The following is an 11,892-nucleotide window of genomic DNA, read 5'->3' as shown; positions in this document are numbered from 1 at the left end:
GCGGTTAGTCTCACACCGTGCCGGCGCGGTGGAAGGTCCTGGGTGCCGTGCTGGCCCTCGCCGTGGTGACCGTCGTCGCGGTGGCCGGCTGGCGCTGGTGGTCCGCCCGCGACCGCACCGACCTCCAGCAGGCGATGGCCGTGGCGCCGAGCGACGGCGAGCGGTTCTCCTTCACCGACTGGGCCGCCGTGCGCGCCGAGCTCGGGAGCGACGTCGACGCGGACTCCCCCGCCGGCGACGTGCGGGCGATGCTCGACGAGGCCTTCGACGCCGACCTCGCGGCGACGTCGGCGCTGGTGGAGAGCAGCGAGCAGCTGCAGAGCCGGTACGGCTTCTCCCCGGCCAGCCTGGAGTGGGAGCTGTTCAGCCAGGGGGCGTCCGGGGCCGCGGTCGTCATGCGGCTCGGCGAGGACGCCGGGACCGACGACGTCGCCGACCGGCTCCGCGAGATCGGGTACACCGAGCCCGAGGACGACGACGGCGTCTGGACCGGCGGCGACACCCTGCTGGCGGGGATCGGCGACGTGACGCCGGAGCTGGCCCACGTCGCGCTGGACGCCGACGCCGGCCTGGTGGTCGCCAGCGACAACGTCGAGTACCTCCGTGGGCTCCTCGGGGGCGACGGGGCCGTCCTGGAGGGTCTCGACGACGAGGACCTCGACGACGCGGTCGCGCAGGCGGGCGAGCCGGTTGCCGCCGCGGTCTACACCGCCGACAACGTCTGCAGCGCACTGGCGATGTCCCAGGCCGACCCCACGGACGCGGCCGAGGGCGAGCGGCTGGTCGACGAGGCCGGCGGGGTGCACCCGCTGACCGGGTTCGTCATGGCGGTGCAGCCCGGCGGCGACGTACGCGTCGCGATGGCGCTGGAGTCCGCCGACCAGGCGCGGGAGGACGCCGACAGCCGGGCGACGCTGGCCGCCGGGCCCGCCCCGGGCCAGGGCGGCGACTTCGCCGACCGCTTCGAGCTCGGCCGGGTCGTCGCCGAGGACGAGGTCGTGACGATGGACCTGGCGCCGGTCGAGGGCAGCTACGTGCTCTCCGACCTCTCGACCGGCCCCGTCCTCTTCGCCACCTGCTGAGGACCGCCGCTACCGGAAGGTCCGCAGCCGCAGGCTGTTGGCCACGACGAACACCGACGACAGCGCCATCGCCGCACCGGCCAGCATCGGGTTGAGCAGCCCCGCGGCGGCCAGCGGGAGCGCCGCGACGTTGTAGCCGAACGCCCAGACCAGGTTCGAGCGGATCGTCCCGAGCGTGCGCCGGGAGAGCCGTACGGCGTCCGCGGCGACCCGGAGGTCCCCCCGCACGAGCGTGAGGTCGCTGGCCTCGATCGCGACGTCGGTGCCGGCACCCATCGCGATGCCGAGGTCGGCCTGCGCGAGGGCTGCCGCGTCGTTGACGCCGTCGCCGACCATGGCGACGACGCGCCCCTGCTGCTGCAGGCGGCGGACGTGCTCGACCTTGTCCTCGGGCAGGACACCGGCGACGACGTCGTCGATGCCGACCTCCCGGGCGACCGCGCGGGCGGCCCGTTCGTTGTCGCCGGTGAGCAGCACCGGCGACAGGCCGAGCGCCCGGAACCGCTCGACCGCCTCGGCCGAGGTGTCCTTGACCGTGTCGGCGACGACCAGCACGCCGCGGGCCCGGCCGTCCCAGCCGACGACGACCGCGGTGCGCCCGGACGCCTCCGCCCGGTCGACCGCCTCGGTCAGGCGCGGGGACAGCGGCATCCCGCTCTCGGCCAGCAGCGCCGGCCGGCCGAGCACCACGTCGAGGCCCTCGACCGCGCCGCGGACCCCGCGGCCCGGGACGTTGGTGAAGTCCTCGACCGTGCCGGAGTGGCCCTCGGCCAGCGCCCGCGCCACCGGGTGCTCCGAGGCCGACTCGAGCACCCCCGCCACGCGTCGTACGTCGCCGGGCGCGACGTCCTCGTCGGCGACGACGTCGACGAGGGCCATCCGGCCGGTGGTGACCGTGCCGGTCTTGTCCAGCACGACGGTGTCGACGCGCCGGGTCTGCTCGAGCGCCTCGGGACCGCGCACCAGGATGCCCAGCTGGGCGCCGCGGCCGGTGCCGACCAGCAGCGCGGTCGGCGTCGCCAGGCCCAGCGCGCAGGGGCAGGCGATGATCAGCACCGAGACGGCGGCGGCGAACGCCGCGGAGGTGTCGACGCCCGTGCCGAGCCAGAAGCCGAGCGTGCCGACGGCGAGCGCGACGACGACCGGGACGAAGACCCCCGAGACGCGGTCGGCGAGCCGCTGGGCGCGCGCCTTCCCGCTCTGGGCGTCCTCGACCAGCCGCGCCATCTGGGCCAGGCGGGTGTCGGAGCCGACGCGGGTCGCGCGGACCACGAGCCGGCCGCCGGCGTTGACGGTCGCCCCGGTGACGGCGTCGCCGGGCCCGACCTCCACCGGCACCGGCTCGCCGGTGAGCATCGAGGCGTCGACCGCGGACGTCCCGGTCTCGACCACGCCGTCGGTGGCGACCTTCTCCCCCGGCCGCACGACGAACACGTCGCCGACCGCCAGCCGGTCGGCCGGCATCGGCGTCTCGACGCCGTCGCGCAGCACGACGACGTCCTTGGCGCCGAGGTCGAGCAGCGCCCGCAGCGCGTCGCCGGCCCGCCGCTTGGAGCGCTTCTCGAACCACCGGCCCGCGAGCAGGAACGTGGTGACGCCGGCGGCGGTCTCGAGGTAGATGTTCGAGAGCCCGTCGGACCGGTCCACGCTGAGCTCGAACGCGTGCGTCATCCCCGGCTCGCCCGCCGTGCCCGCGAGCAGCGCCACCAGCGACCACCCGAACGCCGCCAGGACCCCGAGCGAGACGAGGGTGTCCATCGTCGTCGCGCCGTGCCGCAGGTTGGTCACCGCCGCGCGGTGGAAGGGCCAGGCCCCCCAGACCGCGACCGGCGCGGCGAGGGTGAGCGAGAGCCACTGCCAGTAGTCGACCTGGAGGGCCGGCACCATCGCCATCGTGATGACCGGCACGGTCAGCAGCGCGCTGACCACCAGCCGGTCGCGCAGCGCGTCCAGCTCGGGGTCGCGGTCGTCCTCCGGGCGCTCCGGGTCGCCGTCGCGCCGCGGCAGCGCGGCTGAGTACCCGGCCGCCTCCACCGTGCGCAGCAGGTCCTCCGGGGTGACGGTCTCGGCGAACCGCACGCGGGCCTTCTCGGTCGCGTAGTTCACGCTCGCCTCGACACCGTCGAGCTTGTTGAGCTTGCGCTCGATCCGGTTCGCGCACGAGGCGCAGGTCATCCCGGTGATCGCCAGCTCGACGTCAGTGGTCATGGCTGTGGCCGTCCTCGCTCCCGGTCCCGCCGGAGGTCTCGTCAGGGTTCTCGTCAGGGTTCTCGTCAGGGTTCTCGTGGCTGTGGGTGCCGTGGTCGTGACCGGCGCCGTCGACCTGCACGGTGAACGCCGCGGTGCGCACGACGCCCTCGTGCTTGAAGTCCAGGAACAGGCGGTAGGTGCCGACCGAGGGGAACTCGGTGTGGAAGGAGCCGTCCTCGGGGTGCACGTGCAGGTAGCCGACGTCGCCGGCGCGCAGGGCCACCAGGTGACCGGTCGCGCCGAGGTAGGGCTGCAGGTCGTCGACGACCTCGCCGTCGCGGCTCACGGTCGCGGTCAGGGTGGTCGCCGCGCCCGCGGTGAGGCTCCCGCCGAGGTTCACGTCGTACCCGTCGACGCTCGCCGCCAGCTCCTGCTCCCCCAGCGGCTCGGGCTCGAAGTCGCCAGGCACGAAGAGGTCGGCGCCCAGGACGTGCGCCTCGCCGCCGGTCGGCTTGAAGTCGGCCAGCACCCGCCACGGGCCGGGCTCGAGGTCGACGTCGACCCGCCAGGTGCCGTCGGCGTCCCGGGTGGGGTGGACGTGCTGGAAGCCGGTCAGGTCGCGCCGCATGACGACGAGGTGCAGCTCCTTCTCGTGCTCGACGTCGTACGCCGTCACCGGCCCGTCCTCGCCCTCGATCGTGAACGCCACCTCCTGGCGCCCCGTGGGCAGCGTGCTCCGCGCCAGGGTGAGGCTGTGGCCGTGCTCGCTGACCTGCAGCCCGCCGAGCGCGGCGGCCGACGCGGTCGCGCCGTGCGCTCCGTGCCCACCGGCTGCCGCCTCACCGGCACCCGCCTCGTGCCCGTGGTCGGAGGCGGCGGTCACCGACTCCTCGTCCGAGCCGAGCCAGCGGCCGGCCGCCCACCCGGCGCCGAGCACCAGGACGAGGGCCAGGACGAAGCCGAGGACGCGCGTCGACGTACGCATCAGCCGAGCTCGTACCCGGCCTCGGCGACCGCAGCGGCGACCACGGACCGCTCGACGGGCTCGGCGCTGGTGACGACGACCTCGCCGGTGGTGTGGTCGGCGGTGACCGACTCCACGCCGGGGATCTCGCCGACCTCCTCGCGGACCGAGGCCTCGCAGTGGGCGCAGGTCATGCCGGTCACGGTCCAGGTGGTGCTCGTGCTCATCGGGTCTGTCTCCTTCTCGGCGGGGTGTGCGCGTGTGCGGTGGGTCCGGTCAGGACTTCACCAGGCGGGCGATGGCGGCCATCGCCTCGTCGACCTTCTCCCGGCCCTCGGCGTCCCCGGCACGCGCGGCGTCGACGACGCAGTGGTGCAGGTGCTCGTCGAGCAGCCCGAGCGAGACGGCCTGGAGGGCCTTCGTCATGGCGGCGACCTGGGTGAGGATGTCGATGCAGTACTGCTCCTCCTCCACCATCCGCTGCAGCCCGCGCGCCTGCCCCTCGATGCGGCGCAGCCGCTTGAGGTAGTCGTCCTTCTGGGAGATGTAGCCGTGCTGGTGCTGCGCCGGAGCGGCGGTCTGGTCGTCCACACCTCCAACGGTACCCCTAGGGGGTAGTGGTATCAAGTCGGACGACACTGCTGCAGAAATGACGAGAGCCCGCCGGACATCGCTGTCGGGCGGGCTCGGGTGCGCGTACGTCGCTGGGCGGGGCTCAGCCCTCGTGTCGCGGTCGGGGGGTGACGCCGAGGATCCGGTCGATCTCCTCGTTGCTGAGGTGCTCCTCGGACTCGCTGGCCGCGATGATGAGGTTGGTCGTCAGCTCGACCTCGCCGAGCAGGTCGGCGTCCTCGAGCGTCACGTCGAACTGGTCGTGCACGCCGGACTCCCTCAGCTCGCTCGCGGTCCGCGGTTCCTCGTTCATCCGCTCCAACCTTCCCCTCCCAGTCTACGGTCAAACCTCCAGCCTGACCGTGGCCCGGACGGGTGGTTCCCGCCACCCCCCTCGTGCATCCGGCCTGGGGGCCGTGGGACCCGGGCCGCGAGGTCGCCCGGGAACGGCACGAGGCCCCACCCGGAACGGGTGGGGCCTCGCGATGAGACCTGGGCAGGTGCTGCCCGGCGCTCTCGTCAGCTTCGAGTCAGGCTCGAAGGATCAGACGGGGCGGACGTTCTCGGCCTGGGGACCCTTGGGGCCCTGGGTCACGTCGAACTCGACCTTCTGGTTCTCGTCCAGGGACTTGTAGCCCTGGGTCTGGATCGCCGAGTAGTGCACGAAGACGTCGTCGCCGCCGTCCTCCTGCGCGATGAAGCCGAAGCCCTTCTCAGCGTTGAACCACTTCACGGTGCCCTGAGCCATTGTGCTCAATCCTCTTTCGTCGGGGCGAGAGCCGCCACCTCGGCGGCCCGCACCAGATGCGGTGACACGTCGCTCCGACCCGTGATTGGTTACACCACAAACCGAAAACGCCGTTGGATCACAAACTCCGCGGGCGTCAGACCAGCTGGAACTTGCACCTGTTGCAGGCACGACAGTACCAACCTCAGGCCGCTTGCAAACCCCTCGGACCGAGATCTGTGCAACCGGGGCATGAAGGTTCTGCGACGCGCGCGTGACAGGCACCGCCGGAGCGGCCCTCCGCGGGGCCGTCCGGCGGGGCTGGAGGGCACCTGCGACCCAACCGATCCGGGCCCGGCCGCGTCTGGTGTGCAGAGGCCCGGGAGGCCCGGATCGACCACCCATCGGACACGGACGGGGACCATGCGCACATCGCGGGACGAGGCGTTCACGGCGTACGTCGTGGCGCGTCGGGCGCAGCTGTACCGCACGGCGTACCTGCTGTGCGGCGACCCCCACCGGGCCGAGGACGTCGTGCAGACGGCGCTCGCCAAGCTGTACGTCGCGTGGCCGCGCGCCGCGCGGAGCGGCTCCCTGGACGCCTACGCCCGGCGGGTGGTGGTCAACAGCCACCTCGACGACGTGCGGCGCCCCTGGCACCGCGAGCGACCGACCGAGGACGGGCTGCTGGACCGCCCCGAGCCGGCCGGCCAGGACGGCCAGGACGGCCCGGTCGGCGCGGACAGCGACGAGCTGTGGGCCGCGCTGCGGCGCCTCGCCCCCGGCCAGCGGCGCGTGGTGGTGCTCCGGCACTACTGGGGCCTCTCGGTCGAGGAGACCGCGGCCGACCTGGGGATCAGCCCCGGCACGGTCAAGAGCCAGACCTCGGACGCCCTGGCGCGGCTGCGCGCCGCCCTGAGGCCGTCCGGGCACGAGAGCGGAAGCGGGTGCCGATGAGCACCGACCACCGTGACGGCCCTGCCGACCCGGGCCTGCCGGGCCTGGACGGCCGTCTGCACGAGCTCGCGGACGCCGCGCCGCTGCCGGGCGTCCCCGCCGGCGACGACCTGCGCCGCGGACGCCGGCGCCTGCGCCACCGTCGGCTGGTCGTCGGCGGCGCCGCCCTCCTCACCGCCGGCGCGGTGGGCCTCGGGGCCACCGTGCTGCCGAGCGGCGGCGCCGAGGCCGGCCGGACGCCCGACGTCGCGGACACCACCGTCACCCCCTCGCCGGAGGCCGGCCGCCGCGTCGCCCGCACCGAGGGCCGTTCGACCAACCCGTTCGACGTGGCCGACGACCACCGCGACACCCTCGCCGGCTGGCAGGAGGTGCTCGCGGAGCACGTCGACCCCGGGTGGGAGCACCTGGTCCGCTTCAGCGACGAGAACGCCAACGAGCAGTCGGCCGGCGGGCGGGCCGGCCTGACGTCGCTGGGCTCGCGCTTCGGGTGGCGGGTCCCCGGGGAGGACGGGCTGGGGATGCTCGTCGTCTCGGTCAGCACCGGCTGGGGCGACGCCTTCTACCCCTGCCGCGGGCCGTCGCGGGACGGCTGGACCTGCCGGGCGGCCGAGGTCCCCGGCGCGGACGAGGCCCGGGTCGGCGAGCGGGACGGCGTGACGTCGGTCGCCCTGCGGCAGGCCGACGGCGAGGTGGTCGTCGTGACGGCCGATCCGCTGTTCGGCAACAACTCCACGGTGCCGGTCCCGACCTTCGACGTCGACGCCGACGACCTGCTGGCTGCGGCGGCCGATCCGCGGCTGAGCCTGCCGGGCCAGGCGGTCGGCGCTGCCGCGGCGCCGATCGACGCCGAGTCGTTCGCCGACGTCGGCCGCGAGGTCCTGGTGGGCGCGGGCGAGGAGCTCGCGATGGCGGTCGTCGGCGCCGGGACCGCCCTGCCGTCGGTGCGCGGCACCCTCATGTCGGGCCAGGACTACCGCGGCGACCTCTCGTGGGACGCCCACCCGGTCGCCGCGGACACACCGGCCGACCGGTGCCCGGCGGACCGCTACACGGCGTGCCGACTGGTGCCGTACGGCGACACCGAGGTGCTCGTCGGGCGGTTGCGCGCGCAGTGGGGCGGCGGCTGGGACGTGGTCCGCACAGGTCCGGAGTACGAGGTGCGGGTGACGTGGAACCCCGTCGACGACACGGTCCTCCCCCGCGACCGGGCGTTCGCCTTCGTGACCGACGAGCGCTGGCAGCCGGTCGCGGACTGAGCCGGGGCCCCGCGCGCGGGCTGCGGCGGATCGTCGGTGGCTCCACCTAGGCTCCCTGGGGTGGATCGCCGATGAGCAAGATGGACAACCTGCGCGCCCTCCGTGAGGCGCGCTACGAGCAGGACCGCGCTGCCCGCGCCGGGTCGGCGGACGGTGCCGTGCGCGCGCCGGCGGAGCCGAGGACCGCCCGCCCGACCGGGGTGCCGGGCGCCGTCGTGCCCGCCAGGAAGAAGCCGGCGGCCCGGAAGCCCGCCGCCGATCCCGCCGGCGGAGCCGCGCCGTCGGAGTCCGCGTGCGGCCACCGGGCCATCAGCGGCCGGACCTGCACCCGCCCGCTCGGCCACGCGGAGAAGAACCACCGGTACTCCTGACCGGCCGGCCCAGCCCGGGCTACGCACGACATCGCGGCCGTGACGTCGACGGGACGTAGGGGCCGTGCTCGGCGACCGGTCGCGTCGTTCGACCTCCGCCGGTGTCCCTGGGTCGAGGTCTGCGGCGACTGCGCCCAACACCGACTGAGCCCTGCGGCGACGAGGAGCGCGCAGCGCCCGGGCGACGGATCCCCGGAGCTCGTCGACTCGGACGCGGTCTGGTGCCTGGCAGGCTGGAGGTGTGTTCGCAGGCTTCGAGCTCCGCACCGTCGGTGTCGCCCCGGGCATCGACCTGCGCGTGCGGGTGGGCGGCTCCGGACCGGCGGTCGTGCTCCTCCACGGCCACCCCCGCACGCACACGACCTGGCACGTCGTGGCGCCCCGCCTCGCCGCCGCCGGCCGCACGGTCATCTGCCCCGACCTCCGCGGGTACGGCCAGTCCTCGGCACCACCGGACGACGCCGACCACACGACGTACTGCGACCGCTCGATGGCCGCCGACACCGTCGCCCTGGCCGCCGCTCTCGGTCACGAGCGCTTCGCCGTCGTCGGCCACGACCGGGGCAGCTACGTCGCGTACCGCACCGCGCTCGACCACCCCGAACGCGTCACGCGGCTCGCGGTGCTCGACAGCGTCCCGGTCCTCGAGGCCCTCGAGCGCGCGGACGCCCGCTTCGCCGAGGCGTGGTGGCACTGGTTCTTCCTGGGTGCGTCGCCGCACGCGGAGCGCGTGATCAGCGCCGACCCGCTCGCGTGGTACCGACCCGACCCCCAGGCGATGGGGCCCGAGAACCACGCCGACCTCCTCCGCGCGCTGCAGCGGCCGGGCACGGTGCACGCGATGGTCGCCGACTACCGCGCCGGTCTCCGGACCGACCGTCGGCACGACGAGGAGGCGCGCGCCGCCGGGCTGCTCGTCGAGTGCCCCACGCTCGTCGCGTGGTCGCGGCACGACGACATGGAGGAGCTGTACGGCGACCCCGCGCGGGTGTGGGAGTCGTGGTGCCGACTCCCGGTGCGGTCCGCCGTCATCGACTCCGGGCACCACATGGCCGAGGAGGCCGGCGACCAGCTCGCCGACGTGCTGCTCGACCACCTGCGGCGGTGACCGGCGCCGGCGCCCGCCTGAGCACTGCCGCCGGGCTCCGTGGTGTGAGACGCCACTCGCCGTACGTCTCGTGAATGGCTTGGATGCCTCGAGTGGAGCCCAGCTCGAGGAGAACCGGTACCGCACGGAACCACGCGGTCGCCCTGGCGGCGATCCTCAGTGGCGCCGGGCTTCTCCTGGGCGCCTGCCAGACGGACACGCCGGGTCCGGCCCGGCCCGACCGGGACGGGCTCCTCGTCCTGTCCGTCCCGGATGGGGAGACCGCCGTCATCCGCGAGCGGGACACCTCGGTGGAACCCGGCCAGCTGTACTCGTTCGTGTCGAAGCACCTGTGCCTGACCAAGCCCGGAGTCGCCACCCTGACCGGGGCCGAGTTCGACCCGGCATCGACCGGGCTCGAGATCGTCGATGTCCGCGCGCGCCCGCCGGAGTACGGCGGTTACGGATCCCACCTCGGCCGTCTCGACAGCAAGCACATGGGTTTCACGGCTGACGACTACACCGTCGACCGCGTGTGCCAGGAGGACGGCGGCTCGGCCGACCCGGCGTGGGAGGAGACCGGCATCACCGTCAGGAGGACCAGCGAGAGCCCCGGACGGGCCTCCAGGATCCGCTATCTCTACGAGTTCGACGGCGAGGCCCACACGACCGGGTGGTTCCGCAGCCACTGGACGATCGGACGATAGGACCGGCCGACTGCGCGGCGGGTGACGGACCGCGAAGGATGCTGGCTTCGTGGCGGGTCCCGAAAGCCGACGGGTGTGGCCCGGCGCCGCCACGGCCGCCCGTCCGAGCACTGCCGCCGAGGCTCGGGCATGATGGGCCCGCCGGGCTGGTGACAGCCCTCCGATGGCCGGACCGACGGGTCCGCCCGTCCCGGGCCTCTGGGACATGCGGACAGTAGTTCTATTCAGGCGAAACGCGTTCTTGGTGCCGCGGCGGTGCCCGCATACGGGAACGTGTCGCGACCTTTTTGGAACGTCGCGGCCGCAACCATCCCGGCAAGCGGTGTCGCTAAGGAAGCCACCCGACACGATCGGAGAACGCCGCCGCGTCCGATTCGGAACGGCTGCTGAGCGGCCTGGCCGGCGAGGCGATCAGCATCGGGCGCGAGCTCATCGTCCCGACCGCCGCCGTCGACAACTCACCACGGACAACGAGGGGTTGGGGATGCTCCGTCCGCGGGCCGGGACAGGCCACAGCTTCCACTAACCGGGCATGAAGAACCCGGCTTCGGGTCAGCGTCGGCGGAACACTTGGCCTTTCTCGTCAGCCTCGGCCCAGGTCCGTCCGGCCGCGCGGAACTCAGCGGACAGGTCGAGATCAGCGATGGCGGCCTCGATGTCGGCGTCCCAGCCCTTCCGGGTGCGCGCTTGGGTCTGGCCGTCCCGCTCGTCATAGCTCGCGCTGAACTGAGCCTCCCCACCCGAATCAGGGCTCTCGCCATCGTCGTGGTGTGGTCTCATGCCTGCCTCCAGGACCAGGCTAGCCCGAAGCCGGCAGCTTTGTCCTGCAGCGCTTGTCCCGGAGCCCGACTTCGGGGAGTGCTGTTCCCGGCTCCAAGGTGGGGCACGAACGTGGCAGCCGGAGCCAATGCTGCTGTGCGCCGGCCGGATCGAGTGTCGGCGCTGGCGGCGCTGGCGGCGCGCCATGGTAGCTGGCGCTCGCACTCCGCCGGCGATTCATCTAATCTGACTTCAAATTTGACGAGAGGGTATACACATGGACCTGGGGCTCAGGGATGCCCGTGTGCTGGTCACCGGAGGCGCGTCCAACATCGGCCGGGGCATCGTGCACGCGTTCGCTCGCGAAGGGTGCCGCATCGTTCTCAGCGACGTCGACGGCGCACAGGCACAGCGTGTGCAGGCCGAGGCGATCGACCTTGGAGCGCCAGAAGTGCGGCTTGCGATCGGCGACCTCACCCAGCCGGACGTGGCCGATGACGCTGTCGCCGCAGCAGTGGACGCGTGGGGTGGGCTCGACGTGCTGGTCAACAACGCCGGCTGGAGCGTCCCAGGGTTCATCGCGAAGAACCGCGACCGGGCGAACTGGCAAAAGACAGTCGAGGTGAACTTCTACACCGCGATCGCCGCGACCCAGGCAGCGATCGATGCCATGCGTGCCGACGGCGGTGGATCGATCGTTTTCGTCTCCAGCGAGTCGGCCTTCGGCCAGATCCGCCAGGGCGTGTACGGCGCGACGAAGGCGGCCGTCGTCGCGCTCGCCCGCACCACGGCACGCGAGCACGGACGACACGGCATCCGCAGCAACATCGTCTGCCCGGGCCTGGTGGTACCCGACGGCCCGGAGGCGGTCGGGGCGTCCAGCCTCTGGTCGGTCGGGAAGGATGCCGTCTTCAACGACGACCAGGCGGAGTACCTGCTCAAGGACACGCCGCTCGGGCGGCTCACATCGGCGGCGGACGTCGCCAACAGCGTGGTGTTCCTGTCGTCGCCGACGGCCGCGCGGCAGGTCACCGGCCAGCTTTTCAGCGTGAGCGGCGGCTACACGATGCCGTAGTCGCGGGGGGGGGGGGGGCGGCGCGGGCCCCCCAGCCCGACCCGCCGACCCGCCCCCGCGGCGAGGCGCCCCCGCGGGACGGGGGGGCAGAGTAGAAATAGA

At 73.6% G+C, this 11,892-nt stretch carries 14 protein-coding genes; 7 read left to right on the top strand and 7 right to left on the bottom strand.

The window, feature by feature from the left end:
• Positions 1 to 17: 17 nt before the first annotated feature.
• The gene (locus AB0N29_RS20015; protein ID WP_364869791.1) at positions 18 to 1,082 is read left to right on the top strand and encodes a hypothetical protein; all 1,065 of its coding nucleotides are present in this window, start codon (positions 18 to 20) and stop codon (positions 1,080 to 1,082) included.
• A gap of 9 nt (positions 1,083 to 1,091) precedes the next feature.
• Here the strand turns inward: AB0N29_RS20015 and AB0N29_RS20010 are convergent, their stop codons facing one another.
• From AB0N29_RS20010 to AB0N29_RS19985, 6 genes are all read right to left on the bottom strand, one after another.
• Positions 1,092 to 3,290 (bottom strand): heavy metal translocating P-type ATPase, encoded by a 2,199-nt coding sequence (locus AB0N29_RS20010; protein WP_364869788.1) that lies wholly within the window; start codon positions 3,288 to 3,290, stop codon positions 1,092 to 1,094.
• Entirely contained in the window at positions 3,280 to 4,257 is a 978-nt protein-coding gene (locus AB0N29_RS20005) for a hypothetical protein (protein WP_364869785.1), read from the bottom strand. Before AB0N29_RS20005 ends, AB0N29_RS20010 begins: the two co-directional genes overlap by 11 nt.
• Positions 4,257 to 4,463 (bottom strand): heavy-metal-associated domain-containing protein, encoded by a 207-nt coding sequence (locus AB0N29_RS20000; RefSeq protein ID WP_302268314.1) that lies wholly within the window; start codon positions 4,461 to 4,463, stop codon positions 4,257 to 4,259. The genes AB0N29_RS20005 and AB0N29_RS20000 overlap by 1 nt, the downstream gene beginning before the upstream one ends.
• Before the next feature lie 49 nt (positions 4,464 to 4,512).
• Positions 4,513 to 4,827, bottom strand: a complete 315-nt coding sequence (locus AB0N29_RS19995) for a metal-sensitive transcriptional regulator (protein WP_302268315.1) — start codon at positions 4,825 to 4,827, stop codon at positions 4,513 to 4,515.
• A 124-nt stretch (positions 4,828 to 4,951) separates the two neighbouring features.
• Entirely contained in the window at positions 4,952 to 5,161 is a 210-nt protein-coding gene (locus AB0N29_RS19990) for a hypothetical protein (protein ID WP_364869780.1), read from the bottom strand.
• A 231-nt stretch (positions 5,162 to 5,392) separates the two neighbouring features.
• The gene (locus AB0N29_RS19985) at positions 5,393 to 5,596 is read right to left on the bottom strand and encodes a cold-shock protein (protein WP_056863399.1); all 204 of its coding nucleotides are present in this window, start codon (positions 5,594 to 5,596) and stop codon (positions 5,393 to 5,395) included.
• 402 nt (positions 5,597 to 5,998) lie between these two features.
• Here AB0N29_RS19985 and AB0N29_RS19980 point away from each other — a divergent pair, with 402 nt between their 5' ends.
• The 5 genes from AB0N29_RS19980 to AB0N29_RS19960 all read left to right on the top strand — a co-directional run bounded on the left by AB0N29_RS19980 (position 5,999) and on the right by AB0N29_RS19960 (position 9,956).
• Positions 5,999 to 6,532, top strand: coding sequence for a SigE family RNA polymerase sigma factor (locus AB0N29_RS19980; protein ID WP_364869776.1), 534 nt, complete (start codon positions 5,999 to 6,001; stop codon positions 6,530 to 6,532).
• Positions 6,529 to 7,791, top strand: a complete 1,263-nt coding sequence (locus AB0N29_RS19975; protein ID WP_364869773.1) for a hypothetical protein — start codon at positions 6,529 to 6,531, stop codon at positions 7,789 to 7,791. The genes AB0N29_RS19980 and AB0N29_RS19975 overlap by 4 nt, the downstream gene beginning before the upstream one ends.
• Before the next feature lie 71 nt (positions 7,792 to 7,862).
• A complete protein-coding gene (locus AB0N29_RS19970) occupies positions 7,863 to 8,162 on the top strand; it encodes a hypothetical protein (RefSeq protein WP_364869770.1) in 300 nt (99 codons plus the stop codon).
• A 241-nt stretch (positions 8,163 to 8,403) separates the two neighbouring features.
• Positions 8,404 to 9,270: an alpha/beta hydrolase gene (locus AB0N29_RS19965; RefSeq protein ID WP_364869767.1), complete on the top strand. Its 867-nt coding sequence runs from the start codon at positions 8,404 to 8,406 to the stop codon at positions 9,268 to 9,270.
• Between the two features lie 92 nt (positions 9,271 to 9,362).
• Positions 9,363 to 9,956 (top strand): hypothetical protein, encoded by a 594-nt coding sequence (locus AB0N29_RS19960; protein WP_364869764.1) that lies wholly within the window; start codon positions 9,363 to 9,365, stop codon positions 9,954 to 9,956.
• Between the two features lie 552 nt (positions 9,957 to 10,508).
• On the opposite strand, the gene AB0N29_RS19955 is transcribed toward AB0N29_RS19960, so the two are convergent.
• Positions 10,509 to 10,736 (bottom strand): hypothetical protein, encoded by a 228-nt coding sequence (locus tag AB0N29_RS19955; RefSeq protein ID WP_364869761.1) that lies wholly within the window; start codon positions 10,734 to 10,736, stop codon positions 10,509 to 10,511.
• A gap of 256 nt (positions 10,737 to 10,992) precedes the next feature.
• Here AB0N29_RS19955 and AB0N29_RS19950 point away from each other — a divergent pair, with 256 nt between their 5' ends.
• Entirely contained in the window at positions 10,993 to 11,790 is a 798-nt protein-coding gene (locus AB0N29_RS19950; RefSeq protein WP_364869758.1) for an SDR family oxidoreductase, read from the top strand.
• Positions 11,791 to 11,892: the final 102 nt, after the last annotated feature.

The organism is Nocardioides sp. NPDC092400 (assembly GCF_040684155.1).
Lineage (GTDB): Bacteria > Actinomycetota > Actinomycetes > Propionibacteriales > Nocardioidaceae > Nocardioides.
Note: the sequence above shows the minus strand (reverse complement) of the source record. Positions and strands in the feature narration are given on the sequence as shown.

What these genes read in the sequence shown, in the direction of transcription:
- AB0N29_RS19955 (WP_364869761.1), bottom strand. Translation starts at nt 10,736, where the DNA reads ATGAGACCACACCACGACGATGGCGAGAGCCCTGATTCGGGTGGGGAG.
- AB0N29_RS19990 (WP_364869780.1), bottom strand. Translation starts at nt 5,161, where the DNA reads ATGAACGAGGAACCGCGGACCGCGAGCGAGCTGAGGGAGTCCGGCGTG.
- AB0N29_RS20010 (WP_364869788.1), bottom strand. Translation starts at nt 3,290, where the DNA reads ATGACCACTGACGTCGAGCTGGCGATCACCGGGATGACCTGCGCCTCG.
- AB0N29_RS19950 (WP_364869758.1), top strand. Translation starts at nt 10,993, where the DNA reads ATGGACCTGGGGCTCAGGGATGCCCGTGTGCTGGTCACCGGAGGCGCG.
- AB0N29_RS20000 (WP_302268314.1), bottom strand. Translation starts at nt 4,463, where the DNA reads ATGAGCACGAGCACCACCTGGACCGTGACCGGCATGACCTGCGCCCAC.
- AB0N29_RS20005 (WP_364869785.1), bottom strand. Translation starts at nt 4,257, where the DNA reads ATGCGTACGTCGACGCGCGTCCTCGGCTTCGTCCTGGCCCTCGTCCTG.
- AB0N29_RS19985 (WP_056863399.1), bottom strand. Translation starts at nt 5,596, where the DNA reads ATGGCTCAGGGCACCGTGAAGTGGTTCAACGCTGAGAAGGGCTTCGGC.
- AB0N29_RS19975 (WP_364869773.1), top strand. Translation starts at nt 6,529, where the DNA reads ATGAGCACCGACCACCGTGACGGCCCTGCCGACCCGGGCCTGCCGGGC.
- AB0N29_RS19980 (WP_364869776.1), top strand. Translation starts at nt 5,999, where the DNA reads ATGCGCACATCGCGGGACGAGGCGTTCACGGCGTACGTCGTGGCGCGT.
- AB0N29_RS19970 (WP_364869770.1), top strand. Translation starts at nt 7,863, where the DNA reads ATGAGCAAGATGGACAACCTGCGCGCCCTCCGTGAGGCGCGCTACGAG.